The organism is Bradyrhizobium sp. STM 3809, assembly GCF_000239795.1.
Lineage (GTDB): Bacteria > Pseudomonadota > Alphaproteobacteria > Rhizobiales > Xanthobacteraceae > Bradyrhizobium.
This window is the reverse complement of the sequence record NZ_CAFJ01000241.1, coordinates 1-16,585: the sequence shown is the minus strand read 5'-3', so window position 1 is coordinate 16,585 and position 16,585 is coordinate 1. Positions and strand designations below refer to the sequence as shown.

The 16,585-nt window shown below is 66.5% G+C and carries 15 protein-coding genes; 9 read left to right on the top strand and 6 right to left on the bottom strand.

Features of this window, described 5'->3' with window-relative positions; all coding sequences use genetic code 11:
* Positions 1 to 318 precede the first annotated feature (318 nt).
* A complete protein-coding gene (locus BRAS3809_RS13235) occupies positions 319 to 1,413 on the bottom strand; it encodes an LLM class flavin-dependent oxidoreductase (protein ID WP_008962604.1) in 1,095 nt (364 codons plus the stop codon).
* A gap of 298 nt (positions 1,414 to 1,711) precedes the next feature.
* On the opposite strand from BRAS3809_RS13235, the gene BRAS3809_RS13230 reads away from it, so the two are divergent.
* From BRAS3809_RS13230 to BRAS3809_RS13195, 8 genes are all read left to right on the top strand, one after another.
* Entirely contained in the window at positions 1,712 to 2,569 is an 858-nt protein-coding gene (locus BRAS3809_RS13230; RefSeq protein WP_008962603.1) for an ABC transporter permease subunit, read from the top strand.
* Positions 2,566 to 3,285 (top strand): ABC transporter ATP-binding protein, encoded by a 720-nt coding sequence (locus tag BRAS3809_RS13225; protein ID WP_008962602.1) that lies wholly within the window; start codon positions 2,566 to 2,568, stop codon positions 3,283 to 3,285. Before BRAS3809_RS13230 ends, BRAS3809_RS13225 begins: the two co-directional genes overlap by 4 nt.
* A gap of 18 nt (positions 3,286 to 3,303) precedes the next feature.
* Positions 3,304 to 4,320, top strand: coding sequence for an NrtA/SsuA/CpmA family ABC transporter substrate-binding protein (locus tag BRAS3809_RS13220; RefSeq protein ID WP_035656243.1), 1,017 nt, complete (start codon positions 3,304 to 3,306; stop codon positions 4,318 to 4,320).
* A gap of 37 nt (positions 4,321 to 4,357) precedes the next feature.
* On the top strand, positions 4,358 to 5,587 hold the full coding sequence (locus BRAS3809_RS13215) for an acyl-CoA dehydrogenase family protein (protein ID WP_008962600.1): 1,230 nt from the start codon (positions 4,358 to 4,360) through the stop codon (positions 5,585 to 5,587).
* A 34-nt stretch (positions 5,588 to 5,621) separates the two neighbouring features.
* Positions 5,622 to 6,188, top strand: a complete 567-nt coding sequence (locus tag BRAS3809_RS13210; RefSeq protein WP_008962599.1) for a flavin reductase family protein — start codon at positions 5,622 to 5,624, stop codon at positions 6,186 to 6,188.
* Between the two features lie 27 nt (positions 6,189 to 6,215).
* Positions 6,216 to 7,172: a serine O-acetyltransferase EpsC gene (epsC, locus tag BRAS3809_RS13205; RefSeq protein ID WP_008962598.1), complete on the top strand. Its 957-nt coding sequence runs from the start codon at positions 6,216 to 6,218 to the stop codon at positions 7,170 to 7,172.
* Between the two features lie 52 nt (positions 7,173 to 7,224).
* Positions 7,225 to 8,568, top strand: coding sequence for an LLM class flavin-dependent oxidoreductase (locus BRAS3809_RS13200; RefSeq protein ID WP_008962597.1), 1,344 nt, complete (start codon positions 7,225 to 7,227; stop codon positions 8,566 to 8,568).
* A 93-nt stretch (positions 8,569 to 8,661) separates the two neighbouring features.
* Positions 8,662 to 9,489, top strand: a complete 828-nt coding sequence (locus BRAS3809_RS13195) for a MetQ/NlpA family ABC transporter substrate-binding protein (protein WP_008962596.1) — start codon at positions 8,662 to 8,664, stop codon at positions 9,487 to 9,489.
* Between the two features lie 44 nt (positions 9,490 to 9,533).
* Here the strand turns inward: BRAS3809_RS13195 and BRAS3809_RS13190 are convergent, their stop codons facing one another.
* The 4 genes from BRAS3809_RS13190 to BRAS3809_RS13175 all read right to left on the bottom strand — a co-directional run bounded on the left by BRAS3809_RS13190 (position 9,534) and on the right by BRAS3809_RS13175 (position 13,708).
* The gene (locus BRAS3809_RS13190; protein ID WP_008962595.1) at positions 9,534 to 10,388 is read right to left on the bottom strand and encodes an NADPH-dependent oxidoreductase; all 855 of its coding nucleotides are present in this window, start codon (positions 10,386 to 10,388) and stop codon (positions 9,534 to 9,536) included.
* A 139-nt stretch (positions 10,389 to 10,527) separates the two neighbouring features.
* Positions 10,528 to 11,745, bottom strand: a complete 1,218-nt coding sequence (locus BRAS3809_RS13185) for an LLM class flavin-dependent oxidoreductase (protein WP_170323282.1) — start codon at positions 11,743 to 11,745, stop codon at positions 10,528 to 10,530.
* Entirely contained in the window at positions 11,742 to 12,116 is a 375-nt protein-coding gene (locus tag BRAS3809_RS13180) for a 4Fe-4S dicluster domain-containing protein (RefSeq protein WP_008962593.1), read from the bottom strand. The genes BRAS3809_RS13185 and BRAS3809_RS13180 overlap by 4 nt, the downstream gene beginning before the upstream one ends.
* Positions 12,113 to 13,708 (bottom strand): FAD-dependent oxidoreductase, encoded by a 1,596-nt coding sequence (locus BRAS3809_RS13175; protein WP_008962592.1) that lies wholly within the window; start codon positions 13,706 to 13,708, stop codon positions 12,113 to 12,115. The genes BRAS3809_RS13180 and BRAS3809_RS13175 overlap by 4 nt, the downstream gene beginning before the upstream one ends.
* A 449-nt stretch (positions 13,709 to 14,157) precedes the next feature.
* On the opposite strand from BRAS3809_RS13175, the gene BRAS3809_RS13170 reads away from it, so the two are divergent.
* Complete coding sequence (locus tag BRAS3809_RS13170) at positions 14,158 to 15,582, top strand: FAD/NAD(P)-binding protein (protein WP_008962591.1); 1,425 nt, start codon at positions 14,158 to 14,160, stop codon at positions 15,580 to 15,582.
* On the opposite strand, the gene BRAS3809_RS13165 is transcribed toward BRAS3809_RS13170, so the two are convergent.
* On the bottom strand, positions 15,564 to 16,340 hold the full coding sequence (locus BRAS3809_RS13165; RefSeq protein WP_008962590.1) for a MetQ/NlpA family ABC transporter substrate-binding protein: 777 nt from the start codon (positions 16,338 to 16,340) through the stop codon (positions 15,564 to 15,566). The genes BRAS3809_RS13170 and BRAS3809_RS13165 overlap by 19 nt on opposite strands.
* Positions 16,341 to 16,585 lie beyond the last annotated feature (245 nt).

Here is a 16,585-nt window from a genome sequence, read left to right as displayed (position 1 = left end):
AGCGGCACCGGCACCCGCCTGAAGCAGTCGACGCCGGGTGACTGCGCCCGTGTTGTCCGTGTCGTCCATCGCCCTCTCCTGCCAACAAAGCTCCGCCGTCGCGCGGGCGTACCGCGCCCGCACTCCCTTAACGGAATGCATCGATGTGTCGTTGAACCTGCGCTGTCGTCAGCGCCGCAATGATGAACGGATGATGCGTTCGCTCCCGCACATCGTCAATGAAATGGAATTTCGAATGTGGTGCGCCAACGAGCGAATATCGCCTTGCTCGACCTTGCTCGCAAAGAAATCAATCCTTCCGCCGCCTCCTGACTGGGCTCAGCCGACCCGCCTATCGGAATCGCGCAACGCAGATCCGGCCCCAGTCTGCCGCTGCCGCACGCGCGGAATCACCTCCTCGGCAAACCGTTTCATCTCCGCCTCGAACGGCTGGAACTGCAGCATGAACAGCTCGATGCCGGCGGCGTAGAAAGCGATGATGCGGTCGGCAACCTCGTCATAACTGCCGACCAACCCGGCTGCGGTGCCGCCATTGCTGCCGACGCGCGCGCTCTTCTGCATCGTCTGCATCATCACGACCTTCGGATCGGTGTTCGCCTTCTGGATCGCCTTCATCGGCGCGTCCTTCTCGGCGAGACGCAGCAGCCGATGATGCGCCGCCTCGGCCTCGTCTGTGGTCGGCCGCGCGATCACGAAGGCCGAGAGGCCGAAGCGAAGCGGCGGCGCCGCGTTCCTTGGCCGCTCCGCGACATCGCGGATCAAACCGGCGACGTCATCGAGCGGCTGGCCATTGATGAACCAGACATCGCCGTGATCAGCGACCAGGGCGCGGGCCGGCTCCGATTCTCCGCCGACATAGATTCGTGGCCTCGCGCGATAGAGGTCCTTCGGCCGCAACGCGTAGTCCTGCACGTCGAAATACCGGCCCTTGTGCGTCAGGCGCTCGCCCTGCAGCAGCCGCGACACGAGCGTGATCCATTCGCGGCCATAGGCGTAGCGCTCATCGTGCTCGGCGAAGCCGATGCCGGCCCGCTCCAGCTCCGGCCTGTTCCAGGCGTTGACGAGATTGATCGCAAAGCGCCCGCGGCTGATGTTCTCGATGCCGAGCGCCATCTTGGCGAGCACGACGGGATGATAGAGGTAGGGCTTGATCGCCGTGATGATCTCGATCCGGCTGGTGAGTGCGGCGAGCGCCGCCGCCGCGCTCCAGGCCTCCAGCTGATCGAGATCCTCCTGATGCGGGTTGATGGTGTGCTGGGCGACCAGCGTCGAATCGAATCCAAGCGCCTCGGCCTTGAGCACGAGATCGCGATTGCGCTGCCACGAGGCGTCGTAAGGCTCTTCCGGATCCTGATGCGCGGCCCGCGGGCCATGGACGAGGGCCCAAATGCCGAAACGGAGCGGATGTGTCATCGTCGAGCCTCGCGATCTCAGCGTCCCGCATCGTCGTCCCGACGATGCGTTTTCATAGCCGCACGTACTAACAAATCCCGAAAAGAAGTTCTTGCCGCTTTTGACCCGGGCAAGAAATCGAAAACCTCCCAAGGCAACAACAATTGGAAAACGGCTCTATTTCGATCGGCCATGTTTCGTGGGACAGTTTGACGGCGCGCAACGGCGCTGCGTCACGCGGCCACCCGCGCATCCGATCTACTTTACTCTGCCGCGCGATCGCGATCGGCGGCCATGATATCGCGAGGACGACGTACTCTTGAGCAATCTGGAACAAGCTGCCGGGACGATCGATCTGCCGCAGACCACAAGTGGCGCGGGCTCCGGCACCTGGCGATACCGCGCGCTGAGTCCACTGGCTCTGCAGGCCCTGTCGTGGCTCGCGCCGGTCCTGCTGATCGTGATCTGGGAAGCAGCCGCGCAGGGCGGCTATCTGTCGCCGCAAGTCCTGCCGGCGCCCAGCAAGGTCATCCGCACCGCCGTCAAGCTGACGACGCAGGGCACCCTGCTGAACGATCTCGGCGTCAGCCTGTTGCGCGCCGCTGCCGGCTTTGCGATCGGCGGCGCCGCCGGCTTTGCGCTCGGCATTCTCGTCGGCTTCTCAGCGGTCGCCGAGGCGCTGATCGACCGCAGCATCCAGATGGTCCGCGCGATCCCGTTCCTGGCCATGCTGCCGCTGGTGATCGTCTGGCTCGGCGTCGGCGAGGCCGAGAAGGTGTTCCTCGTCGCGCTCGGCGTGACCTTCCCGATCTACATCAACACCACGCTCGGCATCCGCCAGGTCGATCCGAAGCTGATCGAGCTCGGCCGCGTGCAGGATTTGTCGACACTGCAGCTGATCCGCCGCATCATTCTGCCCGGCGCCCTGCCCTCGATCCTCACCGGCGTCCGCTATGCGCTGGCGACCGCCTGGCTCGCACTCGTCGTGGCCGAGACCATCGGCGCGCAATCGGGCCTCGGCTTCCTGGCGATGGACGCGCGCGAGTTCCTGCGCACGGACGTCATCGTGCTGACGATCGTGATCTACGCCCTGATCGGCGTCGGCGCCGACCTGATCGCGCGCTGGCTGGAGCGGCGTCTGCTCGCCTGGCACCCGAACTATGGAGCGGCGCGATGACCGTCCAGTTCGCGCCTCCGTCCCAAAGCGCCCCCGCGCCCGCGGTGATCGTCAACGGCCTGCGCCGCGCCTATGGCGATCGCACCGTGATCGAGGGCCTCGACCTGCGCATCGAACGTGGAGAGTTCGTGGCGCTGCTCGGCGAGAGCGGCTGCGGCAAGACGACATTGCTGCGTGCGCTCGCTGGCCTCGATCCCGTTCAGGGCGGCCGCATCATCGCGCCGCGCCGGCCCGCCGTCGTGTTCCAGGAGCACCGCCTGCTGCCCTGGGACAGTCTGTGGCGCAACGTCGCGCTTGGCCTCGATGTCCCCGATGCGCGCGCTCGCGTTGCGGCCGCGCTCGCCGAGGTCGGCTTGGGCGACCGGCTCGACGACTGGCCTCGCAACCTCTCCGGCGGCCAAGCGCAGCGCGTCGCGCTCGCGCGCGCCCTGGTGCAGCAGCCGGAGCTCCTGCTGCTCGACGAGCCGTTTGCGGCGCTCGACGCGCTGACCCGCATCCGCATGCATGCGCTGGTGCGCGAGCTCGTCGCCAACCATCGTCCCGGCGTGCTGCTGGTCACGCACGACGTCGACGAGGCGATCACGCTCGCCGACCGCATCCTGGTGATGCGCGACGGCCGGATCGCCTATGAGCACCGCGCGAACGACAGCGGCACGATTGCCCGGGGCGACCTGCTGGCCGAGCTCGGCGTGCTCGCAGCGCCCGCTCACGGTTGATTTTTCGGAAGGATCGACATGTCCATGGATGACTTCTCCCGCCGCCAGTTTCTCGGCACCGCGGCCTTCGGCATCGGCGCGCTTGCCGGCTTCACCCTGACGGATGAGGCCTGGTCGGCATCCGGCCGCGTCACTGACACGGTACGCCTGACCTGGGGCCTCGCCGGTCTGAACAACATCGCCAAGGAACGCGGCGAGTTCGAGAAGCTGCTCGCCAAGGACGGCATCAAGGTCGAATGGCTCGGGCCGTTCCCCAACCACGCCCCGACGCTCCAGGCGGTCACCGGCGGCACCGCGGATTTCTCGTTCGGCGGCTCGACGACGCCGGCCCTGGCGGCGATCATCGCCGGCTCGCCGCTGGTGTTCACGCAGTTCGTCGTCTACGAGCCGCGCACCACCGCAATCATCGCCCGCGACGATTCCGGCATCAACAAGGTCGAGGACCTCGTCGGCAAGTCGGTCGCGGTCAACCGCTCCGGCCTCGGCGAGTTCCTGCTGGTGGCCGCGCTGGAGAAGCACAAGGTCGACCGCTCCAAGGTCCGATTCGTGTATCTCAATCCGCCGGATGCGGCGCCGGCGCTCGCCTCCGGCAAGGTCGACGCCTGGTCGATGTGGAGCCCCGGCGTCGACATCGCCCGCCTCGACTACAAGGCGCACGACATTTTTCTGGAAGGCCGCGATCTCGAATTCCAGATCGACTACACCTCCTATCTGACGACGCGCAAATTCGCGACCGAGAACCCGGCCCTGGTGCGCGCGGTCAACGACGCGTTCCGCGCCGAAGGCAAATGGATCTCGGAAAACAGCGAGGACGCCGAATACATCGCGCAGAAGGCCGGCAAATACAGCGACACGGTGCGCGACCAGTTCATCGCGATGAACCGCCAGTACCGCTACTTCTCGGTCAACGACAAGCAGTTCGTCGCCGACCTGCAAAAGGCTGCGGACTGGCTGGCGGAGCGCAAGGTGCTGCCCGAGCCCGTCAAGGTCGCCGATCACCTCGCTTCGATCGAGGACACGGTGCCGCAGCGTTGAGCCGTCTTCCCTCTCCTTTCAACCGTTCCGGTCCGTCATGAACAAGCCGCTCTCCAGCAAGACACTCACCACCGAAACACCATTGCCGTTGGCCTCGGAGGCCTTCGATCAGTTGCTGGCGGCCATCGCCGATGGCGAATCGGAGCGGGAGCGCGAGCGGATCCTGCCACATCAGCAGATCGCGCTGATCAAACAGGCCCGGCTCGGTGCGCTGCGCCTGCCCGTCGCCGCAGGCGGCTCAGGCAGCACGATCCGCCAGCTGTTCGAGATGGTGATCCGGCTCGCCGAGGCCGACGCCAATGTCGCCCATATCCTGCGCAACCATTTCAGCGTGGTCGAACGGCTCGTGCGTATCCCCCGCGATGATCAGGCGCGGGAGTGGCAGCAGCGCGTCGCGGCCGGCGCGATCATCGGCCTCGCCACCACCGAGCTCGACAGTCCGCAGGTCGGCAACATCACGCCGAACACGACCTTCACGCCGGATGGCGATGACTACCTGCTGAACGGAACCAAGTACTACAGCACCGGCACGCTCTATTCCGATCTCGTCCTGGTGCGGGCCGCCGATCCGGACGGGCGTCCCGGCGCGACCATCCTGCCGCTGGACCGCGCCGGCATCGAGCTGATCGACGACTGGGACGGCATGGGCCAGCGGCTGACCGCGACCGGCACCACGCATTTCCGTAACGTCCGGGTGAAGCGGCAGGAGATCGTGTTCGACGCGCCTGACATCGGCTATGGCGTGCCCTACTCCAACACGTTCGCACAGCTGTTCCTGACGGCGGCCGTGGCCGGCATCAGCCGCGCAGCCTTGCGCGATGCCATCGCGCTGGTGCGCTCGCGCAAGCGCACCTTCTACTACGCGCCACACGAGAAGCCGACCGAGGATCCACTCCTGCAGCAGACGGTCGGGCAGATCGCCGCGTCCGCGCATGCCGCCGAAACGGTCGTGCTCGTCGCCGCCGAGGCGCTCGACGCCGCGACCGAGGCCTTCGATGCCGGGCGCGCCGATGCCGAGTCGCTGGCGCACCGTGCCGCGCTGCTATCGGCGCAGGCCAAGATCGTCGCCGACGATGCCGCCATCCGCAATGGCGGGCTGATCTTCGACGTCGGCGGCGCGTCGTCGACCAAGAAGGCCACCAATTTCGACCGACACTGGCGCAATGCGCGCACGCTGTCGTCGCATAATCCGGTCACCTACAAGGAGCGGGCGATCGGACAATATCTGATCAACGGCACGCCGCTTCCGGCCAAGGGTTTCTTCTGACCGGCGCACGGTGCTGCCCCGAAGGAGGCGACGGATGAGCAAGCATGGACTGCATCTGCTGACGGCGTCCACGCCCCCGCACTTCTACTCGGCGCTGCGCCGGGTCGCCGCCGGCGTCAGCATCGTGACCGCCGGTCGCGGCGACGACATCACCGGCGTCACCACGGCGTCGCTGGTCTCGCTCTCGGCGGAGCCGCCGCGGCTGATGATCAATCTCGGCCGGCAATCGTCGGCGTATCCGCTGATCGTCCGTGACGGCTGGTTCGGGATCAACGTTCTCAGCTCTGACCAGCTCGTGCTCGCCGATCGCTTCAGCAGCCCGCATCTTGCCGGACGGCAGAAATTCGAGGGCGTCGAGTGGTCGCGTCATGCGGCCGGCGTACCGCTGCTGCAGCACGCGCAGGCGGCGATTGCCTGCGAAGTCGACGAGATCATCGAGCGCTACGACCACGCGATCATCGTCGGCCGTCCCGACACGATCGAGCTGGCGCCACGGCTGTCGAGCCTGCTGTACTGGAACGAGCAGTATGTCGAGGTCGACCGCAACGCCGATCTCGACGTGCTCGCCGAGGTCGGCGTGCCCCCGGCCCATGTGCGGTGACCGCAGCATGATCAAGGGGGAGACGACATGAGACATCGCGCGGTGGCCGGCTCCGGAGCGGAGACGCCTTCGCCCGCCGGCGAACGCTGGGGCCTCGACCGCCTGGTCGCGGAGCTGCGCGTGTCCCGCGAGGAGACGCACAGTATCCGCAAGGACGGCACGATCCACCGGCCGCCGTCGCGCGACAAGCTCGCGCAGGTCGTCTCCGCGCTGACCGAGGCGCTGTTCCCGCGACACTACGGCCAGTACGATCTCGATAGCGAGAACATCGACTATTTCGTGGGCCACCGCCTCAGCGTCGGCCTCGATCTGCTATCCGACCAGATCCACCGGGCCGCGTTGTTCGTCGGCGACGAGTTGATCCCCGGCTTCCGTCAGCCCGAAGCCATCGAGCTCACTCAGAGCTTCGCAAGGGAGCTGCCGGGGTTGCGCGGAATCCTGATCAGCGACCTGCGCGCCGCCTTCGTCGGCGACCCCGCGGCCAAGAGCTTTCCGGAGATCCTGATCGGCTATCCCGGCATGACCGCGATCATCCATCACCGGCTCGCGCATCTGCTCTACGGCCATGGCGCCCGCCTGGTGTCGCGGCTGATCGCCGAGATCGCCCACGCCCGGACGGGGATCGACATCCATCCGGGCGCGCAGATCGGCTCCGGCTTCTTCATCGATCACGGCACCGGCGTCGTCATCGGCGAGACCGCCGTGATCGGCGACAACGTCCGGATCTACCAGGCCGTCACGCTGGGCGCCCGTCATTTCCCGACCGAGGAGGACGGCACGCTGATCAAGGGCGACGCGCGCCATCCGATCGTCGAGGACGATGTCGTCATCTATGCCGGTGCCACCATTCTCGGCCGCATCACGATCGGCAGGGGATCGACGATCGGCGGCAATGTCTGGCTGACGCACGACGTGCCGGCGAACAGCGTCGTGACGCAGGCCACTCTCCGAAACAAGGTCGGCGGCCCCCTGCAGAAGCCATGACCGACGAACCGACCCGCACAGTCTCCTCGCAACCGACAAAGACGAGCGCGCCATGAGCCAACGCCGCCAACTGAACCTCAATCTCTTCATCTATCCCGGCGGCCATCACGAGGCGGCCTGGCGCTACAAGGGATCGTCGGCAAGCCGCGCGCTCGACATCGGCTATTATCAGCAGCTGGCGCGAACGGCGGAGCATGCCAAGTTCGACGCGATCTTCTTCGCCGATGGTCCGGCGCTCGCCGACAATGTCCGCTACGCCCAGCGCTTCCGCTTCGAGCCGATCACCTGGCTGTCGGCGATCGCCGCCGCCACCAGCCATATCGGCCTGATCGGCACGGCGTCGACCACCTATCACGAGCCGTATAATCTCGCCCGCCTGTTCGCCTCGCTGGATCATCTCAGCGGGGGTCGCGCGGGCTGGAACATCGTCACGACCAGCGCGCCGCAGGCGGCGCAGAATTTCGGCCTGCCGGAGCATCCCCCGCATCACGAGCGCTACGAGCGCGCCAAGGAGTTCCTCGATGTCGTCACCGCGCTGTGGGACAGCTGGGAGGACGACGCCGTGGTCAATGATCCCGCGTCCGGCATCTTTGCCGACACCGACAAGGTCCATCCGCTCAACCATGTCGGCAAGTGTTTTCGCGTGCGTGGTCCGCTCAACGTGCCGCGCTCGCCGCAAGGGCGCCCGGTCTATGTCCAAGCCGGCTCGTCCGAGGACGGCCGCGCCTTCGCGGCACGTTTTGCGGAAGCGATATTCACTGCGCATCAGACACTCGCCAGCGCGCAGGAGTTCTACGCAGACATCAAGCGCCAGGCGCGCGCGCTCGATCGCAATCCCGATCACGTCAAGATCCTGCCCGGCATCAGCCCGTTCATCGGCTCGACGCAGGCCGAGGCCGACCGCCTGCAGGAGGAGTTCAACGATCTCATCCAGCCCGAGTACTCGCTGGTGCAACTGCGCCAGATGCTCGGGCTCGATCTCTCAGGCTTCGATCTCGACGGGCCGTTCCCGCGCCATCTGATCGAGACCGACGGCGCGCGCGGCGTCGCCAGCCGCTTCAAGCTCGTGGTCGACATCGTCGACCGCGAGAAGCCGACGATCCGCCAGCTCATCCAGCGCCTCGCCGGTGCCCGTGGTCATTGGGTGATCGCCGGCACGCCGGAGAAGATCGCCGACAACATCCAGGCCTGGTTCGAGAACGGCGCCGCCGACGGCTTCAACGTGATGCCGCCCTGGCTGCCCGGCGGCTTCGACCTGTTCGCCGAGCACGTCGTACCCATCCTGCGCAAGCGCGGCCTGTTCCGCACCGAATACGCGGGCACGACCTTGCGCGAACACTATGGGCTGGATCGGCCTGGCAGCCTCTACAGCCATCCGGTCCAGGCGATCGCCTGAGATCCGTTTCACGGGCGGCGCGGACGCCAAGCGAGGCGCCCGCGCCGCCTTTCGTTTGCTTCAAGCCCTATCAAGTCAAGCTCTGGAAGTCACATGCATCACATCACCCGATCGCAATTCGTCGGCCTGCTCGCCGCGTCCGTCCTCTCGATCGTTTCGGTCACCAGCGCATGGGCGCAAGGACCCGAGAAGAAGGAGCTCAAGGTCGGCTTCGTCCCCGGCCCCTACATCGACGAGTTCAAGATCGGCGTCGCGCCCGAATTACAGAAGAAGGGGTACCAGATCCGCTACGTCGAGTTCTCGACCGGGCTCGAGGCCAACAATGCCGTGTTCAAGAGCGAGATCGACGCCAATGTCATGCAGCACACGATTTTCCTGAACTCCTACAATGAGCGGCAGAACACCGACCTCACGGGCATCGTGCACGTGCCGACGCCGCCGATGGGGATCTACTCCAAGAAGCATCCGCTCGGCACCAAGATCGGCCAGGGCGCCAAAATTGCGGTGCCCAATGACCCGGTCAATTTGCAGCGCGCGCTATGGATCCTGCGCGATCTCGGCCTGATCGAGATCCGCGACTCGAAGCCGATCGATGCCACCGAGCTCGACGTCATCAAGAATCCCGGCGGCATCAAGATCGTCCCGCTCGAGGCGGCTCAGGCGCCGCGTGCGCTCGACGATGTCGACTTCGCCGCCATCCAGGGCAATTTCGCGATCTTCAGCGGCCTGAAGCTGACCAATGCCTTTGCGCTGGAGAAGATGACGACGCCCTACATCAACGTCGTCGCCGTCAAGCGCGGCAATGCCGAGACCGCCTGGGCCAAGGACATCGTGGAAAGCTACAAGTCACCGGGCTTCAAGGCCGCCATCCTCGCCGACCGCTTCTATGACGGCTTCACCCTGCCCGACTACATGAAGTGAGCCATCCCGGCGGTCCGTCCCGGACCGCCGCCGATCTCTCCCGGCTACTTCAATCCGAAACCGAGCGCGCGCAGCGCCTCGGCCAGCCTGTCGCGTCCGTTGAGCGCCTTCGCCGAGCCGAGCCGGTTGAGCACCGTGTCCCGCCAGCCGACGGGCGCCACGCCCTGGCTGGTCTGGAACGCGCGCAAGGTCTCGTCATAAGCCGTGATGCCGTGGATCTCGTCGGTCGGCGCATAGCGCTCGCGATGCAGAACCACGCTTTGGCGCAGCCGCGGCTTGACGTCCTCGCCTGCCGCGAGATCGGCATAGCCGACGCAGAGGCCGAACACGGCAAGCACGTTCGGCGGCAGGCCGAGTTCCTCGGCCACCGCCTGCGGACGATTGCGGATCGCGCCGATATAGACCGAGCCGAGCCCGAGCGCCTCAAGGGCGACGACGGCGTTCTGCGCGGCGAGCGCTGCGTCGATGATCGCAACGAACAGCGTCTCGAGGAAATGGATGCCGTCATCGGGGCGCCCTTCCCGTCGCGCCAGCCGCTCCGCCCGCGACAGATCGGCGAGCCAGACCAAAAACAGCGGCGCCTCGCGTATATGCTTCTGGTTGCCGGCGAACTCCGACAGCCGCTGCTTGCGCGCGGGGTCCTCGACCGCCACGACGCTCCAGGTCTGCAGGTTCGACGACGACGCCGCCGACTGCGCCGCGGCCACCAGCGTCTCCACGGTGTGCGGCGGCACCGGATCGGGGCGGTAGCTGCGGATCGAGCGGTGCGCCAGGAGCTGGCCGAGAATATCCTCGGCGCCGGAAGCGATGGCGGGGACGTCCGCGCCATAGCGCTTGCGCAGCGCCGCTATGATGTCGTCGCTCGGAGTGATCGGTGCCCTCGTTTCGATGATCGTCATTCCAGTCCCCATGCCGGCCCGTACGCCATTGTCACGGCCGATGTTCGATAGTTGCGTGCGCGTCGGCGCCTAGCAAAGCCGACCCGAAGGGCGACGGCAATCCCCCGACGGATCATGCGTGCGATGTCGAAAGGCCCCGCTACTCCGCCGCCTGCGCCGCGGTGGGATCAATCACCGGTTTACGCAAACCCGCCTGCTCCATCAGCGGCAGCACGCGGCGGCCGAAGAAGTCGAGATCCGGCTTGAAGTCGTAGAACGACAGCTGAAGGCCGTCGACGCCCGCCTTCTTCAGCTGCACGAAATGCTCGACCACCTGCTCCGGCGTGCCGATCACCTCGATGTTGCCGCCGATCGCCCGGCGCTTCGGTGCATCGACACCGACGCGGCCGCGCCAGGCGTGGGCGTCGCTGTCGAGATTGTGAAAGCTGCCCACAGGATCGGCATGGGCGACGATGGCGTCGTGATAGGCCCAGGTCTCGCGCTCGGTCTCGCGGCAGATCACCATCGGATTGAGCAGGGTGCGCACCTCGCGGCCGATGTCGCGCGCCGCCTGCTTGACGCGCGCGGTATGCGCCGGCAGCGCAGGGATCGCGCTCTCGAAGCTCGAGCCGGCGGGGCTGGTGATGAAGACGATATCGGAATAGCGCGCGGCAAAGGCGATGCCGGCATCCGAGCCGGTGGCGTTGACCAGCACCGGCCGGCCGAAGCGTGGCTTCGGCGTCACGAAGGCGCCGTTGAGCTTCCAGGACGACTGGCCGGAGAACGAGTAGTTCTCGGTATCGCCCCACAGCCGCTGCAGCACTTCGAGAAACTCGGCGGCGAGCTCGTAGCGGCGGTCGTGGTCGATGCGGCTCCAGCCGAACGCCTCGTGCTCGGCGGCCCGGTGGCCGGTGACGACATTGATGCCCCAGCGGCCATTGGAAATGTGATCGAGCGTGGCGCCATATTTGGCCAGATGCAGCGGGTGCATCGGACCGTAGAGCACATGAATGGTCGAGATCAGGATGATCCGCCGGGTCAGGCTCGTCAGCGCCGCCGTGGTCATGAAGGAGTCGAGCGCCTCGCCCGTGAACACGCCGCCATAGCCGCCCTTCGGCAGCCATTGCGACAGCGCGAAGACCAGATCGAAGCCGAGATTCTCCGCGGCCAGCACCAGGTCGCGATTGTAGTCGAAATGCCATGACGTCGTGCGCGGCAAGGTCGAGGCGCTCCAGCCGCCGGCCTGGATCGGCAGGAACAGGCCGAGCAGCAGCGGCTGTTGCAGCGCTTGCGACAGCGGGCTGTCCGGCCGGTCAGCGGGTCCCGGAAAGCCGTCGAGGCCGACCAGGGCGCCCGGCCGGTGGGTGATGATCGTCATGCTGTCCTCTTGTCGTCGGTCTCGGCTGCGCGCGCGGCCTCGCCGGCGCGGCGAAACACCGTCTCCATCAGCCATTGCTCGTTGGGAAACTGCCCGGCCCATTCGTCCCAGCCGGAATGCTTGCGATATTGACCGAGGCGTCCCGAGGCGACCGCCTCGTCCGCCGTGATCGCGACGCGGCGGTCGCAATCGGGCGCGACGTAGATCGCATCCGCGCGGCAATACAGCTCGCACATGAAGCAGGTCTGGCAATCCTCGACCCGCGCCAGCAGCGGCGGTCCCGACTGCGCACGGTCGAGCACGTTGGTCGGGCACACTTGGACGCAGGCGCCGCAATCCGTGCAGCGATCGGCGAGGATGAGCTCGATCATGACGCGGCTTCCAGCGCGATCGGAGCTTCCAGCGCGGGGCGCGTATCGGCTGCGATCTCGACGCGATCGAGGCCACGGCTGACGAGCCGCACCGCGAGGCTCGGATCGAGGCGGGGATGATCCACCCTGCGGTGCAGTCCCCTGCTCTCGGTACGCGCCAGCGCGGTCGCCACCGACCAGCGTGCCGTGGCCACCAGCGCCGCCGACTCACGCGAGCACATGATATCGCCGCCCGCATGGTCGGCGATCTCGCGCCAGAGACCATCGAGCGACCGCTGTGACGCCGCCAGCGTCGACTCCTTGCGGAACAGATTCTTGTCGAACGGATGCATCTCGGCGCGGACACCGGCTCTGATCGCGTCGTGATCGAGCGCCCGGGTCCGCAAATGCGGCCGCAGGCCGGCCTGCCCGAGCGGCGTCAACGTCGAGGCTTTTGCACCGATGCTGCGCGCCAGCCGCGCAGCAGCCTGTCCTGCGCGGACGCCGGAGGTCAGCGCCCAGGCCGAATTGATGTTGCCGCCGCCGGAGATCGCACCAGCCACCTTCTCGCGCGACGCATTGTCGCCGGCGACGAACAGCCCCGGCACCGACGTGCGGCCATCGACATCGTCGACCCTGACACCGCCGAGCCCGCGGATGGTGCCGTCATTGTGCAGCGTGACCTCGAAGCGATCGCGCCAGGGATCGATGCCCCAGCGGTCGAACACCAGCGGCACGTTCGGCGAGATCGTGTGCAGCCGGGCCTTGATGTCGTCGGGCAGCCGATGCAGCGAGCAGAACACCGGACCGGCGAGCAGCGCCTTGGCCAGCCCGATGGTTTGCTGCGGTCCGAACGGCAGATCGAGCTCACGGCCGTCAGCGTCGTAATAGGTCGCGAACGCATAGGCCATGCTGCGCGTCATCGTCGAATGCGCCGGCGCGATCGTATAGGCTGCGGTGAACTCCATGCCTGACAGATCGGCCCCGGCCTCCGCCGCCAGCAGATAGCCGTCCCCGGTGTTGGTGCGCGATCCCAGCAGATGCGACAGGAAGCTAGTGCCGCCGGCGGCGAGCACGGTCGCGCCCGCCGCGATCTGATAGGGCCGGTCGCCATCCTGGCGGCGCAGGCCTCGTGCGCCGCCGACCGTGCCGTCGCCGCGCGCCAGCAGTTCCAGTACGGGCGAATGGTCGAGGATGGTGACGCCACTCTCCTGCGCAACAGTGCGCAGCGCCCGCATATATTCGGGACCGCGAACGGCGCGATAATTGGTCTCTCCCTCGTCGTCGATGCCGAACGCATAGTGGCTCGCGAGCGTCGGCAGCGTGCGCCAGGTCTCGTCGATGATCGCATGCATCCACGCGGACTCGCCAAGACCGAGACCCGCGACGACACGCTGGCTGACCGCCTGCTCGCGCGCACCAGGCGGCACCCACCAGTGGCCCGGGCCCGCCGCGGCCGTGACGCCGCTGGTGCCGCAATAGCCCTTGTCGACTAGGATCACGGAGGCCCCGGCACGCGCGGCCGAGATCGCAGCCCAGGCGCCGGCCATGCCGCCGCCGATCACGAGCACATCCGCGGTGAGCACGAGTGGATCAGTCAAAGCAGCCGTCACGAGGCGATCCGACCCGTCACCCGCAAGACGCGCGCTCCCATTGGTCGTGTCAGCATCGCCCGCGCAATCATGGTCAAAACTCCGCAGCCCTGCGCGCAAACGACGCACGGGTGCGACCATGGTCATCCAGTGAACCGCCACTGGCAATTTCAGAATTGCGCGATTTTCGAACGCTCTGTTCTCGCCACAATCCGAGATCGGAGAAGAATTCGGTCGCGCGTAGCCAACTTCCGGCGCCGCCCGGTTTCCCAGTCGGCGCTTACGGCAATTCTCATGTGGCATCGTTCAGGGCGACATACTTGCGACAACAATCCGCACTTTCCTGGAACAATATCGACCGGAACACGCCGAGACTTGGAATATTTGTCTTTCCGAATCCGGCCGCCGGTTTCCGTGCTAGATTATGAACGTTGCGCATCGTCCGCACGCGAGAGAAAAGGCATCTCTGAATGAGCCGTTTTCCGGAACGACACATCATCATCGTCGGCGGCGGCGCATCCGGCGTGCTGCTGGCCTATCAGCTGCTGCAACACCCGGAGTCCGATATCCGCGTCACCTTGATCGAGAAGCGTTCGGAGGTCGGTCGCGGGCTGGCCTATCACACCGGCAACGCCGATCACCTGCTCAACGTACGCGCCGCCAATATGAGCGCGCTCCCGGATGATCCCGACCATTTCTGGCGGTGGCTCTCGACTCACGAACATGGCCTTCAGCTGTGTCCCGATCCGTTCTGCTTCGTGCCCCGCCGGCTCTATGGCGACTACATCGCCAGCCTGATCGCGCCGCACCTCGCGGCGGAGGACGGTGCGCAGCGGCTCACCATCATCCAGGGAGAATGCGTCGCGGTCAGCGAGGGCCGCGACGGCGTGACCGTCAGCCTCGCCAACGGCACGCGCCAGCTCGGCGACATCGCGGTGCTCGCGACCGGCCATGACGCTGCGATCCCGCGCTCGGCGTGGCATGCCGATCCCTGGATCAACCCCTCCGTGCCCGGCTTCAGCCGGGATTCGGCGGTGCTCATTCTTGGCGCGGGCCTGACGATGGCAGACTACGTGCTGTCGCTGCTGCGCGAGGGTCATCGCGGCCCGATCCTCGCGATCTCGCGCCGCGGCCTGGTGGCCAGAGGGCACCGGCGCATCGCCCCGTGCAGGATCAGCGAGGACGAGGTTCCGTTCGGCGCGCCGGGCAGCGTTCTGCTGCGCTGGTTCCGGCAACGGATTGCCGCTCACATCGCCGAGGGTGGCGACTGGCGCGCGGTCATCGATGCCGTGAGGCCGTTCAGCCATCGGCTGTGGCAGGACCTGCCGCCGGCGTCCAAGCGCAGCTTCCTGGAGCATGCGCGGGCGTGGTGGGACGTGCATCGCCATCGCATGGCACCCGAGGTCGAGGAGCGGATCGCACGGGCGATTGCGCACGGCCAGCTCCGCATTGCTGCGGCCAAGCTGGTCAAGATCGACGGTGGCACGCAAGGCGCCCGCGCGCATTATCGCCGGCGTGGCCGCAGCGAGATCGAGACGCTCGAAGTCGGCGCCGTGATCGACTGCACCGGCATCGTCAAGGATCCTCGCGCCACCGCCAACCCCGCAGTCCGCAGCCTGTTCGACCAGGGGCTGGCGCGCTGCGACGCCTTGAGGATCGGCATCGAGGTCACGGCCGATTGTGCCATCGTTGGCGCCGATGGCGCGCCCTCGCAGCGCCTGTTCGCGATCGGCCCACTGACGCGGGCCGCCTTTTGGGAGATCATCGCGATCCCGGACATCCGCAGCCAGTGCGCCGATCTGGCGGACCGGCTGTTACAGGCACGCCCGATCGTGGTGCCGCCGATCGATGCGCCGGCGCTGGCGGCGGCTGCCGATCACCAGGTCGCGATGTAGGTGCCCTTGAAGCGGGTCTCCAGGAACGCCTTGACCGGCTCGGAATGGTAGGCCTCGATCAGCGGCTTGACCCAGGGCTTGTCCTTGTCCTCCTCGCGCACCGCGAGGATGTTGACCCACGGCCCCTCGGCGTTCTCGCGCGCGATCGCGTCCTTGGCGGGATTGAGCCCGGCCTGGACCGCGTAGTTGTTGTTGATCGAGACGAGGTCGACGTCGGCCAGCGCGCGTGGCAGCTGCGCGGCGTCGAGTTCGACGAATTTCAGCTTCTTGGGATTGTCGGTGATGTCGGCGACCGTCGCGGCGACGTTGCTCGGATCCTTCAGCTTGATGACGCCGTGCAGCGCCAGGATCATCAGTCCGCGCGCGCCGTTCGACGGATCATTGGCGATCGCGACCTTGGCTCCCTCGGGAAGCTCGGCGAGCGTCTTGTACTTCTGCGAGTAGACGCCCTGCGGCGAGGCGATGGTGGTGGCGACCTTGACGATCTTCCAGCCGGTCTTGGAGATCTGGTTCTTCAGATAGGGCTCGTGCTGGAACGAGTTGGCCTCGAGATCCTTCAGCGCCAGCGCCTGGTTCGGGATCACGTAGTCGGTGAACTCGACGACCTTGATGTCGAGCCCACGCTCAGCCGCCACCTTCTTCACGACATCGAGGATCTCGGCATGCGGGCCGGCGGTGACACCGACGCGGATGGTTTCGGCCTGCGCGGGAAGCGCGACGGACAGCAAGGCGGCGAGCGCGACAACGGGACGTAACATTCAAGTCTCCAACCAAACAAAAGAGTTCCGCTGGTGACTAGCCCTGGCGCCGCGGAGGATCAATCGCAGCTGCGAACAAAACAACGGACTAGCTGTCGTTATTGTTGTTCGCGTACAAACGTTCTTTATTTTCCGCGTTACCGAGCGATTTATGCTCCTCCCTGTAGCCCGGATGAGCGAAGCGACATCCGGGACCACACGAGCTGCCGAGGAGAACCCGCATGTCGCTGGCGCTCATGCGGGCT